A 17,540-nucleotide genomic window follows, 5' to 3' on the forward strand; every position below is an offset into this window, starting at 1 on the left:
GGCCGGCGCCCCCACCGGCCCGCGCCGTGCTGCCGGCACACGCCCGGCTCACCCGCCGGCCCGAGTTCGCCTCGACGATCAAGCGTGGCCGACGTGCCGGCCGGTCGAGGCTGGTGGTGCATCTCGACCTGACCCGCCCCGGCGGCGTGCCCGAGCACGCCTCGCCGAGGGCGGGTTTCGTCGTGAGCAAGGCCGTGGGCAACGCGGTCGTCCGGCACCGGGTGACCCGGCGCCTGCGGCACCTCGTCTCCGACCGCATGGACCAGCTGCCGGCGGGAGCCGCGCTCGTCGTCCGGGCGCTGCCCCCGGCGGGCCGGGCCACGTCCGCCGAACTCGGAGCGGATCTCGACTCGGCCCTGCGGGCGGCACGCCGTCCGCGCAGGCAGCGACCGGCTCCGGAGAGTGCGCGGTGATCCGCCCCGAAGACGCGGCGCGGGACGCCGTCGACGACCACACCGCCGGCGAGTCGCCGACGGGCGACGAGCCCACCCCGGTGCGGCCCCGGTCGCTCGGGGCACGGGCCGCGGTGGGCGCCGTCCGCTGGTACCAGGTCTGGATCTCCCCGAACCTCATGCCCAGCTGCCGGTTCCACCCGAGCTGCAGCGCGTACGCCGTCGAGGCGCTGGGTGTGCACGGCCTGATCCGGGGGCTGGGACTCACCACGTGGCGGCTCCTGCGCTGTGCACCGTGGCACCCTGGCGGCTGGGACCCCGTGCCACCGCGACGACGGCGGCGGGGTCGGCGCCGTCCGCCCGCCGGCGAACAGCCGGAACGGCCGTCCACCGACCCGCCCCGAACCGAAGGCTTCCCGAGCGGCACGGACCGCTGACCAGCGGCCCCGGCCCGAGACCACGAGGAGCAACACACCTGTGCTGGACTTCATCTACTACCCCGTCAGCTTCATCATGTGGGTCTGGCACAAGGTGTTCGGCTTCGTGCTGGGCGAGGACAGCGGCTTCGCGTGGGCGCTGTCGGTGGTCTTCCTGGTCTTCACCCTGCGGCTGATCCTCTACAAGCCGTTCGTCACGCAGGTCCGCTCCATGCGCAAGATGCAGGAGATGGCGCCGGAGATGCAGAAGCTCCGGAAGAAGTACGCCAACGATCGCCAGAAGCTCGCCACGGAGATGCAGAAGCTCCAGCAGCAGAACGGCGCCAACCCGCTGATGGGCTGCCTGCCGATCCTGGTGCAGATCCCGGTCTTCATCGGTCTGTTCCACGTGCTGCGGGAGTTCAAGCCGGGCAAGACCGAGAACTACTTCTTCAACGCCCAGGAGAACGCGTCGTTCGTCGACTCGGACCTGTTCGGGTCGAAGCTGGGTTCGGCGATCTTCCCCCTGCAGAACACCGCGTCGGTCACGGACCTGGGCGGCAACTACGTCGCGCAGTGGGTCGTGATGGTCCCGCTGATGATCGCGGCCGGCATCTTCACCCACATCACCGCGCGCCACTCGGTGGCCCGCCAGCAGGCGCAGATCGCGGCCGGTACCGCTGCGGCGAACCCGCAGGCCGAGATCATGCAGAAGCTGATGCTCTACGTGTTCCCGATCGGTGTCGTCGTCGGTGCGCCGTTCCTGCCGCTGGCCGTCCTCTTCTACTGGGTCTCGAACAACCTGTGGACCCTGTGGCAGCAGCACCACGTCTACAAGCGGATCGACGCCGAGGAGTCGGAGAAGCGCGAGAAGGCCGTCGAGACGGCCAAGAGCCTCGCCCCTCGCCCCGGCCAGAAGCCGGTCCGCAAGGACGGCAAGGGCACCGCGAAGGACGTCCGCGACATCGCCGACGAGCCGCTGTCCGAGGACGAGGAGGCTGCCGCGCCGAAGGGGTCCGACGGCGCCTCCGCCGGGTCCGGCGCCGACGGTGGGACCGCCGACGGCACCGCCGCCAACGGCACGTCCGCCGGCGGTTCGGGCACGAACGGTTCCGGGACGAACGGTTCCGGAGCGAACGGCTCCGCCGGGAACGGTGAGAAGAAGCCCGGGGCGAAGCCGGTGCAGCGCCGTCAGGGCGCCAAGTCCAAGCGCGGCAAGCGCCGCTGACCACAGACCCGCGAGCCGACGACGGCCCCGGCGGTCCCCCGACCGCCGCGCGGGCCCGGGCATCGCGAACCCGCGTTCCGACGAGAGGAGAACCCCTGTGCCCACCACTGCGAAGGACCCTGCCGAGGGAGCCGACGTGCAGGACAAGCCGTCCGGTGACGACATGCTGATCCAGGAGGGCGACGTCGCAGGCGACTACCTGGAGCGCCTGCTCGACATCCTGGACTTCGACGGCGACATCGACCTCGACGTCGAGGGTGGCCGCGCGATCGTGAGCATCGAGGGCGCCGACGACGACACCGACCTGGAGAAGTTGGTCGGTGACAAGGGAGCGGTGCTGGAGAGCCTCCAGGAGCTCGCCCGGCTCGCCGTCCAGCAGCAGCTCGGCAGCCGCAGCCGCCTCATGCTGGACGTCGCCGGCTGGCGCAAGCGTCGGCGTGACGAGCTGACCGACCTCGGGCTGGAGACGGCGCGAGAGGTCAAGTCGTCCGGTGAGTCGGCCCGGCTGCGCCCGATGACGCCGTTCGAGCGCAAGGTCGTCCACGACGCCGTCGCGACCGTGAAGGGCGTCGTCAGCGAGAGCGAGGGCGAGGAGCCGCGCCGGCAGGTCGTCGTCCACCGCAAGTGAACGGACATCGGGAGCCGGTCCCGGAGGTCGCGGGCACGGTGTTCGGCGAGCGGGCCGGTCGGGCCGCCCGCTACGTCGAGCACCTCGCGACCTCCGGGATCGAGCGCGGCCTGATCGGGCCGCGGGAGCTGGACCGTCTGTGGGACCGGCACGTGCTCAACTGTGCGGTGCTCGCCGAGGTGGTACCGCCCGACGCGAAGGTCGTCGACGTGGGCTCCGGAGCGGGCCTTCCCGGGATACCGTTGGCGCTGGCCCGCCCGGATCTCCGGATCGTCATGATCGAGCCGCTGGCCCGACGGGTGGACTGGCTCGACGAGGTGGTCTCCGATCTCGGTCTCGACGTCGCCGTGGAGCGGGGGCGGGCCGAGGAGCCTGCGGTTCTGCGACGATGGGAGGGCGCCGACGTGGTGACCGCCCGGGCGGTCGGGCCGCTCGCCCGGCTCGCGGGGCTGTGCCTGCCGCTGCTCCGTCCCGGGGGTGCGATGCTGGTGCTGAAGGGTGCCTCCGCCCCGGACGAGATCGCGCGCGACGCGGAAGCGGTCCGGGCACTGGGGGGTGGTGATGCCCGGTTGCACGAGGTCGGCAGCGGTGTCGTCGACCCGCTGACCACGGTGGTCGAGATCCCCCGCATCGGCGCGCCCCGACGCACTCGCAGGAAGGAACGGCGATGATGAGGAGCAGGACATCGTCCTCGGCTGTTCCACGTGAAACAACGGCAGGGGAAACGACGGAGAGAGGGCCGCGCGTGAGTCTCGGTTGGACCCCCATCGCGGACGAGGCCGAACGGGCCGCCCGCGTACTGCATCCCGACGACCACAGCATGCCGCGGCCGGCCGAACGACGGGTCCTGGGCGTCGCCAACCAGAAGGGTGGCGTCGGGAAGACCACGAGCACCGTCAACCTGGCCGCGGCGCTCGCGATGCACGGCGTGCGCGTGCTCGTCGTCGATCTCGACCCGCAGGGCAACGCCAGCACGGCGCTCGGCGTGGAGCACCGGACCGGCACGCCGTCGGTGTACGAGGTCATGCTCGGTGAGATCCCGCTCGAAGAGGCTGCGGCCGTCAGCACGGCGTCGCCGAACCTGCTCTGCATCCCGGCGACGATCGACCTCGCCGGTGCCGAGATCGAGCTCGTCAGCATGGTGGCCCGGGAGTCCCGGCTGTCCCAGGCGCTGAACGAGGAGTCCCTCTCGAAGCTGGACGTCGACTACGTCCTGATCGACTGCCCGCCCTCGCTCGGCCTGCTGACGGTGAACGCGCTCGTCGCGGCGTCCGAGGTCCTGATCCCGATCCAGTGCGAGTACTACGCGCTGGAGGGCCTCGGACAGCTGCTGTCGAACATCGACCTGGTGCGGTCGCACCTGAACACGTCGCTGCACGTGTCGACGATCCTGCTGACCATGTACGACGGCCGCACCAAGCTGGCCGACCAGGTCACCTCCGAGGTGCGCCAGCACTTCGGCCCGACGGTCCTGCGCACCGTCGTCCCGCGCAGCGTGAAGGTCTCGGAGGCGCCGGGCTACAGCCAGACCGTGCTCGCCTACGACCCCGGTTCCCGCGGCGCGATGAGCTACGTCGACGCCGCCCGTGAGATCGCCGAGCACGGCGCCTCGGGCGCGTACCGCACGGGCGGGCGCTGACATGGCCGACCGGACAGAGGGCTGCTCCTGATGGCAGAGCGCAAGGGCGGCCTCGGCCGCGGCCTGGCCGCACTGATCCCGACCGGCCCGGCCGAGGGCGGGGAGCAGCCCGGATCCAACGGTGCCGGTGCGCCGCTGCACCGGCCGGCCCCGGCGGTGCAGCGCGACGACGCAGAGACCGAGACCCCGGTCGTCGACGGCGGCGCCGAGTACCGGGAGATCCCGCTGAAGCGGATCGTCCCGAACCCCAAGCAGCCGCGCACCCAGTTCGACGACGAGCAGCTCGGCGAGCTCGAGCACTCGATCCGCGAGTTCGGGCTGCTGCAGCCGATCGTGGTCCGCCGATCCGGCCGGGACTACGAGCTGATCATGGGCGAACGCCGGTGGCGTGCCGCCCAGCGGGCCGGTCTCGACACGCTGCCCGCGATCGTCCGGCACACCGCCGACGACGTCATGCTCCGCGACGCGCTGCTGGAGAACATCCACCGCGTCCAGCTGAACCCGCTCGAGGAGGCGGCCGCCTACGAGCAGCTGCTCGGCGAGTTCGGGGTGACGCACTCGGAGCTGGCCGACCGCCTCGGGCGCAGCCGCCCGGTCGTCACGAACATGATCCGGCTCCTGAAGCTCCCGGTGACGGTGCAGCGACGGGTCGCGGCCGGAGTCCTGTCCGCCGGACACGCGCGTGCGCTGCTCGGTCTCGAGGACGCGGGCCGGCAGGAGGACCTCGCGACCCGGATCGTCGCCGAAGGGCTGTCGGTCCGGGCGACCGAGGAAGCCGTGGTGCTCGCCCGCCAGGACGGACCGCCGCGGGAGCGTCGTGCCCGGAAGCGGGGCGAGCAGCGCCCGGAGTTCACCGAGCGGGCGGACCGGCTGTCGGACAGGTTCGACACCCGGGTCAAGGTCGAGATGGGTCAGCGGAAGGGCCGCATCGTCGTCGAGTTCGGTTCGGTCGAGGACCTGGATCGGATCACGGGGATGATGGGCATCCGCGAGCAGGACTGACGATCACTCCCCTACGGCCGCCGTCCGGATCCGGACGGCGGCCGTAGGTGTTTCGGATGCCCGTGGAGGAAGCCGGGCTCCGGCTGCGCCCTCGCCGGCATCGACGGGAGAGTTCGACTGAGGGCGCTCTGAGATGGACGATGACGGCCTTGCGTCACCGTCCCGGTGTCACAAGGCCTGGATGGCCTCGTTGAAACGGCTGCGGGGATCTGAGGGCGCGAGATCGTGGACTGTAACGGTTAAGTTCCTATGCGCAGTCGAGTCGGTCCGGTTTCACGTGAAACGGGCAACCGTGGGGGCGCGATGGGGGCGCTTGCTCCAGCTCGAGGCTCCCTCCGCCCCGGAGTTCCGTCCGGTAGGGGCCAGAGCCAGATGCGGACAGACCGGGCCATCAGGCCGCCGGAAAGCTGGGCCGCCGGATCCCCGGCCCACCGGATCCCCGGGCCGCCGGATCCCGGGCCGCCGGAACCCCGGGCCGCAGGAACCCTGGAACCCGGAACGCCGGAACGCCGGAACGCCGGGCCAGCGAAACGCGGGGCGTCGGACTGTCGGGCCGTCGGGCCGTCGGGTTGCCGGGCTGCCGTACCGCCGGACGCCGGGCGTGGGACTGCGCCGCCGCCGGGCCGCCGGGCCGCCGGACCGCCGGACCGCCGGATCTCCAGGCCGCTGGGCCGCTGGAACGTCGGACTGCTGGTCTGCTGGAACGCCGGACCGCCGGGCTGTCGGGCAGCAGGGCCGCTGGACTGCCGGGCAGTCGGGCATCCGGGCCGCCGGACCACACGGCGGCGCGCCCGGTGGAGCTGGAAGGCCCCCGGCGTTCCGGACCGCGACAGGTGCGGGACCGAGAGATCGATGGGTGCGGGAGAAGGCGGCGCCGGCCACGCGGATCCCGAGCGGTGATCACAGATCAGGAAGAGATCCGGCCGGATATGGCCGTTCGACTGCCCGATTCGTGATCACCGGGCTTGTCCGGGTACGGGAGATCGGACCGGAACCCGTGCGGGATCCCTGTCGACGTCGAGGCCCGGCTCGCGGACGAGAGGCGGCGCGGGTCTCTGCTCCTGGTCGCTCGGACGGTCGTCGGTCGTCCGCCCAGATGTCCGGGCCGTCCGGTCAGCGGTCCCGCAGGCCACGGTTCCGGCCCGGTGGGTGGTCGGCGCCCGCGCCGGGGCGTAGTGGCCGGTCTCGACGGGCTCGCGATCTCGCTGTCGTGGCGTGCTCCGGAGGTGGGCGGGCCGGCGGCCAGGGCAGGCTGACGGCGGGACGGATCGAGCCTGACAAGTAGATCCCCGGGCCGGAGGTGCTGTTCTGCGGACGGCCGGGAGTCCGCCTGGTCTACGTCGGCTTTCCGGCGTGGGTCGGCGCGGACGATGTCGCCGTGGAGATCCGGTCGCTCCCGTCGATGACGTGCGGTCGCCGTGGACCGCGTGGACCGCGTGGACCGCGTGGACCGCGTGGACCGCACGGACGCGACGACGCGTCCGTGACGGACGCGAGTGTCGAGTTGTAGCTCGTCGCCCGGAGGTTGTTCGGCGGGAGGGAGGAATCGAGATCATCCCGCAGAGCCGCTCGCCCGCAAGCGGGATGTTCCACGTGGAACAACCGGCCCCGGTCGCACATGTTCCACGTGAAACCGCGGCACGACCGAGCGTCGCCCCTGTCGACGGACAGCACTGAGCGGCGCTTCGTCACCTCCGGCGAGACTGAGTGTCCGGCAGACCGGTGAGAGCACGGGGCGGCGGGTCTGTGGGGGCGGCGGTAGCGCGAGGCCCCGGGACTGCGAGGCCCTGAGACTGCTGACTGCTGACTGCTGGCTGCGGGACTGCGGGACTGCGGGCTGCGGGCTGCGGAGCTGCGGGACCGCGGAGCTGCTGCGCCTTGGACTGCGAGATCGTGGACCGGCGGGGCGTGTGGCTGTGGGCTGGGGTTCGGCCTGCTGCAGGTCTGCTGCACGACGAGGGTCGACGGTCCGCGCCGAAACGGCGCCGTACGGGTCCGACCGCCGCGCCGACGGAGCACGGGAGTGGGGTCTGTCCCGAGTCGCGCCACGCTGTCGACGCCAGGGGACCGCGAGCTCCTCCACTCCCCCGGGACCTGGTATCCGCCGGCCACGTCCCTGGCGCCACGTGGTCGGACACGCCCGGGGCGGCCGATCGAGGATCCGGCGGCGGTCTATCGGCGCGGGTCGGGCCGCGGCACGTCTCCCCCACCGGTGGCTGCGGGATAGCGCCGGACGCCGTCGGCAGCGAGCCGAGCGCGGCGTCTCGCGCGCACCGGACGGAAGCTGGAGGGTCGGTGCCCGATCGCGCCGTTGAGCCGGCTTCGGAGATGCCCGGTCCGGCCTGATCCGGACGGGCAGGTGGGCCGATGAGGCCGAGGTCGCGATGCGATCGCGGACGAGCCGAGACGGCGGGCGCGCCGCGATCCCGCGCGGTCCTCGACCATGGCCGCGGCCACGAGGTTCGCGACGTGCAGCAGATGCAGCAGATGCGCCAATGCGCAGTGCGGCTGCCCGGGCGGCGACGCCCACTCCCCGACCGCCCGGGTTTCACGTGGAACCAGGCGACGGTCCGGCCGGTTCCACGTGAAACACGTCAGTCGTCCCGGGTCGCCGCGCGATCGACGAGCGCCTGGTACACGGTCGCGAGATCCGACCCGTCGGCCGCGACAGCGGTCGGCAGCAGCGACGTGTCGGTCAGCCCCGGCGACACGTTCATCTCGAGGACGTGCACCCGGCCGTCACCGTCGACGATCGCGTCCATCCGGGACACGTCCCGCATCCCGAGCAGCCGGTGCGCCGTCAGGGCGGTCTCGGCGAGCGTCTGCTGCACGTCCGAGGAGAGCCGGGCCGGGCAGTGGAACGTCGCGGCTCCCGGTGTGTAGCGGGAGGTGTAGTCGTAGAACCCGGACGGCACCTCGACCTCCACGGGGGGCAACGCGCGCGCCTCGTCGCCGTCGTGGACGACCGACACGGCGACCTCGGTCCCGGCGACGAACTGCTCGGCGAGCACCGTGTCGGCGTAGGCGAAGGAGCTGACCATCGCGGACGGGAGGTCGTCCGCGGACCGGACCACCTGCACGCCGAGCGCCGATCCGCCCTGGTCGGGCTTCAGCACCAGCGGCAGCCCCAGCCGATCCACGATGGCGCCGAGCACCCCTTGAGCGCCCAGCTCCCGGAACGTCGAGTGCGGCAGCGCCACCCAGTCCGGAGTCGTCAGTCCGGCCCGTACGAGCTCGGCCTTGACGCTCGGCTTGTCCCAGGCCCGTCGGCACGCTCCGGAGGGGGTGCCGACGAACGGGATCTGCAGCAGCTCCAGGATCTGCTGGACGGCACCGTTCTCCCCCTCGCCACCGTGCAGCGCGACGGCGACGACGTCCGGACGGTCGCTGTGCAACCGCTCCAGCAGGGCGCTGTCGACGTCCCACTCCCGCACGTCGACGCCGTTCGCCCGCAGCGCTCCCGCGAGCCGGCGACCGGATCGCAGGGACACCTCGCGCTCGTGGGACAGACCTCCGGCCAGCACGGCCACCGTTCGATCGCTCACCCGGGCATTCTGCGGCATGCCTGCACACGGGAACGCCCCGGACCTTCCGGTCCGGGGCGTTCCACGTGAAACATGCTCAGTTCGTGTCGGGCGACGGGCTCTGCGGCCCGCGGCTCAGCTCGGTCCGCGCCGACGTCCCGAAGGTCCGGACGACGTCGAGCTCCGCCTCCAGCACCGCCGCGAGCCGGCGGACGCCCTCGGTGATCCGCTCCGGTGTCGGGTAGCAGAAGGAGAGGCGCAGCTGCCGGCTGCCGAAGCCGTCGGCGTAGAAGCCGGTACCGGACGCGTACGCGACCCGTGCTGTCACCGCGCGCGGCAGCATCGCCTTGGTGTCGACGCCCGGCGGGACGGTCAGCCAGACGAAGAAGCCGCCGTCCGGCACCGTCCAGCTGCATCCCTCGGGCAGGTACGTCTCCAGCGCGGCCAGCATCGCGTCCCGGCGCTCGCGGTAGTTCTCCCCGAACGTCTTGATCTGGCTGCGCCAGTCGTGGTGCGACAGGTACCGCGAGACCAGCATCTGCGTGAACGAGGGCGGACACAGGGTGGCCGACTCGGCTGCCAGCACCAGCCGGTCGCGCACCAGCGGGGGCACCAGCGCCCAGCCGACCCGCAGCCCGGAGGCGAACGTCTTGGAGAACGAGCCGAGGTAGATGACGTCGGCGTCGTAGGACCGCAGTGCGGGGTGCACCTCGCCGGTGAACCCCAGCATCCCGTACGGGTTGTCCTCGATGACCATGACGCCGTAGCGGCGGCAGAGATCGAGGATCTGCGGGCGCCGATCGTGCGCCAGCGTCACGCCGGCCGGGTTGTGGAAGTTCGGGATCGTGTACAGGAACTTCGGGGTGGTCCCCTGCCGGGCGAGCGAGTCGAGTGCCTCGTGCAGCAGCTCGGGGACGAGCCCGTGCTCGTCCATCGCGACGTGCACGACCCGCGCCTGGTACGCGGCGAAGCTGCCGAGCGCGCCCACATAGGACGGCCCCTCGGCCAGCACGACGTCACCGGGGTCGACGAAGATCCGCGTCAGGAGGTCGAGCGCCATCTGCGACCCGACGGTCACGACGACGTCGTTCGGGTCGCCCTCGATCCCCTCCTCCCGCATGACCTCGCAGATCTGCTCGCGCAGTTGCGGGACACCCTGGGCGGAGCCGTACTGCAGCGCGGTCAGACCGTCGGTGTCGACCAGCTCGGCGACCTCGGTCGCCAGGGACTGCAGCGGGAGCGCGGCGAGGTTCGGCATCCCGCCGGCCAGCGAGACGACCTCGGGGCGGCTCGCGACGGCGAACAGCGCCCGGATCTCCGAGGCCGTCATCCCCGCGGTACGGGCCGCGAAGCGCTCGGTCGGGGGCAACAGCGCCGGGGACGCCGACGAGTCCTGCGAGGTGGGCACGACCTCGCTGCCCTCCCCTGCCGCTGCGGCCGCCGCCGCTGCCGCGGTGCGGCGGGCGTCGGGCTGCTGCGGGCGGTCGGGCGAGGCCATCGGCGTGCTCCCCTTCGACGAGATGAATGGTGGCCAGAGTGTAACCGCGTCGGGTGACCGGCCTGCCCTTCGTCGTGACGTACGTACCGGTGAGCCGTTCCGGGGTGACGTACGTGCGGGGATCCGCTTACCCTCGCGGTAGGCGGGGCATCGGATCGGGCGCAGGCACCACTGCGCCGGGCCGGGTCATCCGGCCGACGTCCGGCCGTCCCGCGCACGGCGCGTCACCCGCACGACTACGACAGCCGGAGGTCCTCCTCGTGTCCTGGCATGTGGCCGCGCTCAATCTGGACAATCTGGGTGATCTGCCCAAACGGTGCCGGAACTGCGTCTACTGGGAGCTGTCCCCCGCGCTGGCGGACCAGGCCGAGGGCTACGGCACGACCGACCTGGAGAAGGAGGCCTGGCTGTCGGAGGTGCTCCTCGAGTGGGGCTCCTGCGGCCGGGTCGTCTACGTCGGTGGCGCGCCTGCCGGCTACGTGCTGTTCGCCCCGCCGGCCTCGGTCCCCCGTGCGACCGAGATGCCGACCGGCCCGGTCAGCGCGGACGCCGTCCTGCTGACGACGATGCAGGTGCTGCCCGAGTTCGCCGGAGAGGGGCTGGGCCGGGCTCTCGCCCAGGCCGTCGTGAAGGAGCTGACGCGACGCGGGGTGAAGGCCGTCGAGGCGTTCGGTGACGCCCGTCCCGGCACCGAGGCCGACTGCGTGATGCCCGCCGACTTCCTGCGCTCGGTCGGGTTCAAGACCGTCCGGCCGCACCACCGGTGGCCCCGGCTGCGGATGGAGCTGCGGTCCGGTCTGGAGTGGAAGTCCGATGTCGAGGCCGCGCTGGAGCAGCTGTTCAACACGGTGACGATCCCGATGCAGACCCCGGCGCCCGTCCCGGTGGCGACGCCCGCGCGTGCGGGCCGGTGCCAGGTGTCGTTCCTGCCGACGGACGGCAGCAGCGACGACCGCACGGACGATCTCAGGGGCCGCGGAGAGCCTCGCTGAGCGGTCGTCCGGCCCGGCCCCGGGTGACGGGGCCGGGAAGCGGGAACGGCCTCAGACGGCCCGGATCTGGTCGCGGCCGTACTCGCGGGCCAGCACGTCGTTGAACGTGAACGTGCCGGTCGGCTGGTCGTCCTGACCGAGCAGGTAGAGCCGCTTGACGGCGACGAGGATGCCCTCGGCGACGACGTCCCGGAAGCCGGGGTCGAGCAGCTTGCGGCGGTCCCCGAGATGGGTCAGGTACCCGGTCTCGATCCGCACCGCCGGCATCCGGGTCCGTCGCACGAGTTCCCAGGTGCACGTCTGGCTGCGGCAGTCGAGCATGGACGTGCGGGTCAGCAGTTCACGCTGGACCAGCCCGGCGAGCGCCTCGCCCACGTTGGACGTGGTGCCCGAACCGTTGCCGAAGAAGTAGGTCGCCAGGCCCTGCGCGTGCGGGCTGAAGCTGGCGTCGGTGTGCAGCGAGACGACGAGGTCCGCGCCGACGTCGTTCGCGAACTGGGCGCGCTCGGTGTCGGGCGGGTTGCCGTTCTCCGGACGGGAGAGCAGCGCCTCCATCCCGGTGGCGGACATCCGGCCGACCAGGCGGCGGGCGAGATCCCACATGAGATCGGCCTCGGTGACCCCGGCGACCTCGACACCGCGGTCCGGGCCGCCGTGCCCGGGGTCGATGACGATCCGCTTGCCGCGCATCCGCGGTCCGGCGCGGCGCAGCAGCTCCTGCTCACGGAGGAGGTGCGGTCGCCCACCGGTGACCTTGCGTCCGAGCTGGCGCAGCGCACGCAGCGTCTCGGGCCCGCACATGCCGTCGGGGACCATGCCGTAGTCGCGCTGGAACCGCATCAGCGCCTGCTCGGTCTGCTGGTCGAAGAGCCCGCTGGGACGGCCCGGGTTGTACCCGAGCTCGAGCAGCCGCTCCTGGAGCGTGGCGACGTCGTCCCCGTTGGTCGGGGTGGACAGGGTGAAGGAGAGCATCCGGTCGCCGAGCGACCAGCCCGCCTCCCGGAGGGCCCGTGCGGTGTCCGGACCGACGATGCCGTCGGTGATCAGGCCCCGCCCCTGCTGGAAGACGCGGACGGCGTGGTCCACCTCGTCGTCGAAGACGTCCCGGTCCGAAGTGCCCGGCGACAGGGCCGGGAGCAGGCCGAGTTCCCGCAGCGTCGCTCGGATCTCGCGTACGGCAGGACCGGAGTCCCCGCGCCGGAGCAGCTGCATGCACCCCTCGCTCGAAGTCGTCAGGCGTCGTCGTGACGCCGTGATCGTTCGGATCCGCACGGTGAGCCGGGCGGGTGGCCGAGGCCCATTGTGCCCTGCGGCGCCACCGGAGGAGCGCAGCGGGGCGGGCACCCGCGTGTCCCGGTTGTGATCAACCGGGACACGCAGCGTGACCTCGGTGCGCTAGAACGCGCACGAGAGATACCGGGATGCGGCTCAGATGTGGTCCGCGAGATCGGCGAGCAGGGCGGCCTTCGGCTTCGCGCCCACGATCTGCTTCACCGGCTTGCCGCCGCTGAAGAGGATCATGGTCGGCACCGACATGACCTGGTAGTCGCGGGCGACCTCCGGGTTCGCGTCGATGTCGAGCTTCGCGACGGTCAGCTTCTCGGTGTTCTCGCCGGCGATCTCGTCGAGCACGGGGGCGACCATCTTGCACGGACCGCACCAGGTCGCCCAGAAGTCGACCAGGACGGCCTTGTCGCTCTTCAGGACGTCCTGGTCGAACGAACCGGTGGTGACGTCGATGGTGTTGGCCATGGGGTTCTCCTCGGTTGGAAGGGTCGGACGGTCTGCGGGCGACTCAGTGCGCGGCGTCGGCGACCGCGGCCACGGGGGCGTCGCCGTACCCGCCACCGGCCAGCTCGGGCGACACCGGGTGCCCGGCGAGCCAGCGCTCCGCGTCGATCGCGGCGGAGCAGCCGGAGCCGGCGGCGGTGATCGCCTGCCGGTAGGTGTGGTCGACGAGGTCGCCGCAGGCGAACACCCCGGGGACGTTCGTGTAGGTGGAACGTTCGTCCACCGTCACGTAGCCCTCGTCGTCGGTCTCGACCTGGCCCGTCACCAGCGCGCTGCGCGGGTCGTGGCCGATCGCGACGAACATGCCGGTGACGTCGAGCGTGTCGGTCTCGCCGGTCACGGTGTCCCGGAGCTGGAGCTGCTTGACCGAGCCCTCCCCGGTCACCTCGGTGACCTCGGAGTTCGTCCGCCAGCGCATCTTCGGGTCGTTCTGCGCGCGCTCCAGCATGATCTTCGACGCGCGGAACTCGTCGCGCCGGTGGATGACCGTGACGGTCTCGGCGAAACGGGTGAGGAACGTGGCCTCCTCCATCGCCGAGTCGCCGCCGCCGATCACCGCGATGTTCTGGTCGCGGAAGAAGAACCCGTCGCAGGTGGCGCACGAGCTGACGCCCCGGCCGAGCAGCTCCTGCTCGCCGGGGACGTGCAGGTAGCGCGGCGCGGCGCCCATCGCGAGGATCACGGAGCGGGTACGGAAGGTCTCCTTCCCGACCCGGACCTCCTTGATCTCCCCGTCGAGCTTCACCTCGTCGACGTCCTGCGGGCGCAGGTCGGCGCCGAAGCGCTTCGCCTGTCCGCGCATCTGCTCCATGAGCTCGGGGCCCATGATGCCGTCGGTGAAGCCGGGGTAGTTCTCCACGTCGGTCGTGGTCATCAGGGCGCCGCCGAACTGGCTGCCCTCGAACACGAGCGGCGCGAGCTGTGCCCGCGCGGCGTACACCGCAGCGGTGTAGCCGGCCGGCCCGGACCCGATGATGATCAGGTCGTGCACCGTGTCGTCGGTGGTCACCGGTACCGATCCCTCCTGGCGCCGCCCGCTGCCGGGCGCGCGATGACGGGGCGTGCGGTCCGGCCGGTCCGGCCGGTCCGCCTCGATTGCTGCCGTGTGGCTGGAACGCGATCCTAGACAGGGGCATTCCCCGGTGCGGGTCCCGCCGGACGCGCCCCCGGTCACTCCGGCCCGTTCATCCGGTGCGGGTCTCCGCCAGTACGCGGGCGGTGCCCGGCCCGCAGCCGGCCGGGACGACGACGAGCCGGTGCCGTCCCGCCCGTCCGGTCCCGAGGACGAGCAGCACCCCCGGCTCCCCCGCGACGGCGTACGGCCGCGAGCCGAGCAGCGGTGCGGCGGGATCGGCGACGCCGGCGGCGGTCAGGCACGCCCGCACCCAAGCGGGGTCGGTGGCCCGCCCCGGCGCGTCCGCGGCCCGGCGCAGCGCCTCCGGGGTGTGCTCGGCGACGCCGACCGGTCCGGGCGCGGGCCCGAGGACCACCGGGACCCCGACGAGCGTCCCGACGACGGCCGCGGCGGCGAGCAGGACCGCCGCCCGCCGGGTCCGGTGGCAGGGGTGCGGCCGACGCTGCGGCTCCCCGGTCCGACCCGCCACGTCGTTCTCGTCGGCGAGCCGGGAACGGATCCGCTCCGCGACATCGGCGGGCATCCTCACGGGGTGCGCCACTGCCGCGATCGCGGTCCGGACCCGGGCGCACTCCGCGTCCACATTATTGTGGGCATGACGAGTACCAGCGTTCACCAGCGTGGGTTCGTCAGAGGACGGTCTGTTGTCGTCGATCGGACAAGAATCGCGCCGCTCGCTTATTTCGTCATGACGAGAATCGGTCATCGGTCGTCCTCCCGCAGGTGGCCCAAGAACCCGGCGAGGCGCCGGCGGCCCCGGGCGCACCGGCTCTTGATCGTCCCGGGTGGTACGCCGACGATCGCCGCGGTCTCCGCGACCGAGTAGCCGAGACCGTCCACCAGCACCACCGCGGCGCGCTGGTCGGCGGGGAGCCGGGCGAGGGCCTCGTCGACGGCGAGCCGCGTCACGAGCCTCCCGGCCGGGTCCGACGCCACCGCCGGGGTCGTGGAACGGGTGTGGCCGCGCCGGCGCCCGGCGGCCCGGATCCGGTCCACGCACCCGTTGACGAGGATCCGGTGCAGCCACGTCCCGGCGGCCGCGTCACCCCGGAAGCCGGGTGACCGCAGAGCTGCCAGGAACGCCTCCTGGACCGCGTCCTCGGCCTCCCCCGGATCCCCGAGCATCCGCAGCGCGACCGACCAGAGACGGTCCGCGTACCGCCGGAACACCTCGTCCAGATCGGGCGCGGCGGGCCGCGGAGGCCGGTCGACGGTGGTCACCCGGGCACGGTAGGGAGCCCTGGCCGGCGGGCACGGGCGTCCGGCCGGGACGGGTCGCGATCGCGAAGGGCGTCAGCCGGCGGCGCGGGCGAACGCGATCTCGCCGATCGCGCTCTGGTTCCCGGAGCTCAGCGTCGTGATCCACAGGAGCACGTGTCCGGTCGGCCGGGCCGCGTCGAGCGGGACCACCGTCTCGCCGTCGCGCAGGGTCACGGTGGTGATCGGGGTGGTCTCGTCGAGGCTCGCCTCCGCCGACGGGGCCGAGCGGACCTCGACGACGGTGCCCGGGCTGGCGGAGTCGATCGTGAGCCGAGAGACCGGCTGCGGTGCGTCGAACGACGCCATCACGCCGATGCCCGGCTTGAGTGCCGGGAACGGCTGGAAGTAGCGGCTCGTCGTCCACGTCGTGGCCGGGTCGCCGTCGAGGACGCGGTCGACGGTGCCGGCGTTGTCTCCGTCGCCGGTCGGGTCGAACACCTGCACCGACACGTCCCCGACCGGCACGACGGCCGCCGCCGGCGCCGCCCCCTGCGGCGCGGTGCCCTGTGGCGCGGCCGGGGCCGTCGCCGCCGGTGGGATGACGACGGGCGGGGCGCCCGACCCGCCGAACAGCGCGCCCACCTGGACCGAGAGGTAACCGAGCACGATCAGCACACCGACGGCGAGCACCGTCAGCCCGATGCGCAGGTTGCGACGGCGCTGCGGGTCGTTGCGGGTGTCCGGGAGCCGGTCGGAGTCCTGCCAGACGTCGTCCGGGTCGGCCGGGGCACCGTCGTGCACGGGCGGGAAGAACGCCTGGTCGGCGTCCTCGGCGACGACGTCGGTGAGCATCCGGTGCATCGCCGCCGCGGTGTGCACGCGGCCGAGCCCGTCGCCGGCCTGTCCCAGCGCGCCCATGCACAGCGTGTCGAGCTCCAGCGGGACGCCGGGGCGCAGCTGGGCCGGAGAGCGCAACCGGCCGGCCGGGGTGCGGTCGGCGGCGACCAGCCCGGCGCGGGCGGAGTCGGCGACCGAGAGCGGCCAGCGGCGGGTGAGCAGGCAGTAGAGCAGCCCGCCGAGCCCGCGGACGTCGTCCGCGGCGGACACCGACGGCCGGGGCAGCAGGAACGCGAGCATCGCGCGCCCGTCCGGCGTGATCCGCACGCGCTGCGGGTGGTCGCAACCGAGCACCAGGCCCTGCTGGTGGGCCTCGGTGGCCGCGGACGCGAGCGCCTCGACGGCCTTCGCGGCCCGCTGGGCGCGTACCGGGCCCTCGGCGACGGTCTCGGCGAGCGACCGGCCCGGCACCCACTCGGCGACGGACGCACCGAGCACGTCGGCCGGGAGGCCGTGCGTGCCGGGGGCCAGGACGTCGAGCAGGCGGGCGCTGCCGGGGTGCTCGAAGCATCCGGAGCGGAGCGCGCGGACGATCATCTCGCCGGCCCGGGCGGTGCCCTCGGGGTCGTCCGACCGGTCGTCGGCCGGGAGCCTGCGGAGCAGGGTGACCCCGACCGGACGGCGGAGGACGGTGTCCTCCGCGCGCCAGAACTCGGCACCCGCCGCGGCGTCGGTGCCGATCCGCTGGCGCAGCACGTAGCGGTCGGTGAGGTTCGAGCCCGCCGCGGTGCCGAGCGCGTCCTTCGCGGCCGGGATCCGCTCGGTCGGCCGTGCCTGGGCCGGGACGCGGGCGGTCGGCTGGTCGTCCGCCGGACGCGCCCGCGGGTGCGGTGACGGCTGGGGGGACGGCCGGGGGGACGGCGACGAGGCGGCGGTGGTCCCGGTGGTCTCGGTGGCCGCGGGCGTCTCCGCCGGGTCGAGGGAGGGATGGCCCTCGACCGTCGGTAGATCCGTGTCGGTGCGGGCACCGGTCCGGGCAACGCCCTGGTCGGTCTGCCCGTTCAACGGCCCCACCCTCCCCTGGCTTGCGTCCCCTGCGGCCGCCAAGCCTACGTCACTCCACGGCGTCCGGACGAGACACGAGACGCGCTCGTGACCCGTACGTACTGTCTTCGGTGGACAGCCCCGTTCGGTTTGCCTAGACGACCCATCAGTGCGCCGAAGTGTCCTTCTCGTGCGATGAGCGGTCGATATTGGC

Annotated in this window: 15 protein-coding genes and 1 pseudogene; 8 read left to right on the plus strand and 8 right to left on the minus strand. The window is 72.8% G+C overall.

All coding sequences use genetic code 11. From position 1 onward, the window contains the following. Nucleotides 1–26 precede the first annotated feature (26 nt). The 7 genes from rnpA (at nucleotide 27) to AD017_RS13425 (ending at nucleotide 5,305) form a co-directional block, all read left to right on the plus strand. Entirely contained in the window at nucleotides 27–413 is a 387-nt protein-coding gene (gene rnpA, locus AD017_RS13395; protein WP_010230535.1) for a ribonuclease P protein component, read from the plus strand. Then, nucleotides 410–829 carry a membrane protein insertion efficiency factor YidD gene (gene yidD, locus AD017_RS13400; protein WP_010230532.1) on the plus strand — a complete coding sequence of 140 codons (420 nt, stop codon included), beginning with the start codon at nucleotides 410–412 and terminating at the stop codon, nucleotides 827–829. The genes rnpA and yidD overlap by 4 nt, the downstream gene beginning before the upstream one ends. Nucleotides 830–869: 40 nt before the next feature. Next, a complete protein-coding gene (gene yidC / locus AD017_RS13405; protein ID WP_010230529.1) occupies nucleotides 870–2,036 on the plus strand; it encodes a membrane protein insertase YidC in 1,167 nt (388 codons plus the stop codon). 163 nt (nucleotides 2,037–2,199) lie between these two features. Continuing rightward, nucleotides 2,200–2,664 (plus strand): R3H domain-containing nucleic acid-binding protein, encoded by a 465-nt coding sequence (locus AD017_RS13410; RefSeq protein WP_082399599.1) that lies wholly within the window; start codon nucleotides 2,200–2,202, stop codon nucleotides 2,662–2,664. Next, nucleotides 2,661–3,335, plus strand: coding sequence for a 16S rRNA (guanine(527)-N(7))-methyltransferase RsmG (gene rsmG / locus AD017_RS13415; RefSeq protein ID WP_060574427.1), 675 nt, complete (start codon nucleotides 2,661–2,663; stop codon nucleotides 3,333–3,335). The genes AD017_RS13410 and rsmG overlap by 4 nt, the downstream gene beginning before the upstream one ends. Nucleotides 3,336–3,409: 74 nt before the next feature. After that, nucleotides 3,410–4,303 (plus strand): ParA family protein, encoded by an 894-nt coding sequence (locus tag AD017_RS13420; protein ID WP_010230521.1) that lies wholly within the window; start codon nucleotides 3,410–3,412, stop codon nucleotides 4,301–4,303. Nucleotides 4,304–4,333: 30 nt separating this feature from the next. After that, nucleotides 4,334–5,305 (plus strand): ParB/RepB/Spo0J family partition protein, encoded by a 972-nt coding sequence (locus AD017_RS13425; protein WP_060574428.1) that lies wholly within the window; start codon nucleotides 4,334–4,336, stop codon nucleotides 5,303–5,305. A 2,594-nt stretch (nucleotides 5,306–7,899) separates the two neighbouring features. Here AD017_RS13425 and AD017_RS13430 read toward each other — a convergent pair. Together AD017_RS13430 and AD017_RS13435 are read right to left on the minus strand one after the other, a co-directional pair. Then, nucleotides 7,900–8,850 carry a D-alanine--D-alanine ligase gene (locus tag AD017_RS13430; RefSeq protein ID WP_029239724.1) on the minus strand — a complete coding sequence of 317 codons (951 nt, stop codon included), beginning with the start codon at nucleotides 8,848–8,850 and terminating at the stop codon, nucleotides 7,900–7,902. Between the two features lie 76 nt (nucleotides 8,851–8,926). Further along, nucleotides 8,927–10,327, minus strand: coding sequence for a PLP-dependent aminotransferase family protein (locus AD017_RS13435; RefSeq protein WP_227012741.1), 1,401 nt, complete (start codon nucleotides 10,325–10,327; stop codon nucleotides 8,927–8,929). A 260-nt stretch (nucleotides 10,328–10,587) separates the two neighbouring features. Between AD017_RS13435 and AD017_RS13440 the strand changes: the two are divergent. Then, a pseudogene (locus tag AD017_RS13440) lies at nucleotides 10,588–11,202 on the plus strand (GNAT family N-acetyltransferase); the annotation flags it as partial. Between the two features lie 168 nt (nucleotides 11,203–11,370). Here the strand turns inward: AD017_RS13440 and AD017_RS13445 are convergent. The 6 genes from AD017_RS13445 to AD017_RS13470 form a co-directional block, all read right to left on the minus strand. Next, complete coding sequence (locus AD017_RS13445; RefSeq protein WP_010243084.1) at nucleotides 11,371–12,531, minus strand: N-acetylmuramoyl-L-alanine amidase; 1,161 nt, start codon at nucleotides 12,529–12,531, stop codon at nucleotides 11,371–11,373. A gap of 216 nt (nucleotides 12,532–12,747) precedes the next feature. Continuing rightward, nucleotides 12,748–13,071: a thioredoxin gene (trxA, locus tag AD017_RS13450; RefSeq protein ID WP_010243082.1), complete on the minus strand. Its 324-nt coding sequence runs from the start codon at nucleotides 13,069–13,071 to the stop codon at nucleotides 12,748–12,750. 43 nt (nucleotides 13,072–13,114) lie between these two features. Next, nucleotides 13,115–14,119, minus strand: a complete 1,005-nt coding sequence (gene trxB, locus AD017_RS13455) for a thioredoxin-disulfide reductase (protein WP_010243080.1) — start codon at nucleotides 14,117–14,119, stop codon at nucleotides 13,115–13,117. 175 nt (nucleotides 14,120–14,294) lie between these two features. After that, nucleotides 14,295–14,768: a hypothetical protein gene (locus AD017_RS13460; RefSeq protein WP_139324006.1), complete on the minus strand. Its 474-nt coding sequence runs from the start codon at nucleotides 14,766–14,768 to the stop codon at nucleotides 14,295–14,297. Nucleotides 14,769–14,947: 179 nt separating this feature from the next. After that, nucleotides 14,948–15,466 (minus strand): sigma-70 family RNA polymerase sigma factor, encoded by a 519-nt coding sequence (locus tag AD017_RS13465; protein ID WP_060574430.1) that lies wholly within the window; start codon nucleotides 15,464–15,466, stop codon nucleotides 14,948–14,950. A gap of 72 nt (nucleotides 15,467–15,538) precedes the next feature. After that, on the minus strand, nucleotides 15,539–17,356 hold the full coding sequence (locus AD017_RS13470) for a protein kinase family protein (protein WP_060574431.1): 1,818 nt from the start codon (nucleotides 17,354–17,356) through the stop codon (nucleotides 15,539–15,541). Nucleotides 17,357–17,540: the final 184 nt, after the last annotated feature.

This window comes from Pseudonocardia sp. EC080619-01 (genome assembly GCF_001420995.1).
GTDB lineage: Bacteria > Actinomycetota > Actinomycetes > Mycobacteriales > Pseudonocardiaceae > Pseudonocardia.

What these genes read in the sequence shown, in the direction of transcription:
- AD017_RS13410 (WP_082399599.1), top strand. Translation starts at nt 2,200, where the DNA reads ATGCTGATCCAGGAGGGCGACGTCGCAGGCGACTACCTGGAGCGCCTG.
- AD017_RS13425 (WP_060574428.1), top strand. Translation starts at nt 4,334, where the DNA reads ATGGCAGAGCGCAAGGGCGGCCTCGGCCGCGGCCTGGCCGCACTGATC.
- AD017_RS13435 (WP_227012741.1), bottom strand. Translation starts at nt 10,327, where the DNA reads ATGGCCTCGCCCGACCGCCCGCAGCAGCCCGACGCCCGCCGCACCGCG.
- AD017_RS13445 (WP_010243084.1), bottom strand. Translation starts at nt 12,531, where the DNA reads ATGCAGCTGCTCCGGCGCGGGGACTCCGGTCCTGCCGTACGCGAGATC.
- trxA (WP_010243082.1), bottom strand. Translation starts at nt 13,071, where the DNA reads ATGGCCAACACCATCGACGTCACCACCGGTTCGTTCGACCAGGACGTC.
- AD017_RS13460 (WP_139324006.1), bottom strand. Translation starts at nt 14,768, where the DNA reads ATGCCCGCCGATGTCGCGGAGCGGATCCGTTCCCGGCTCGCCGACGAG.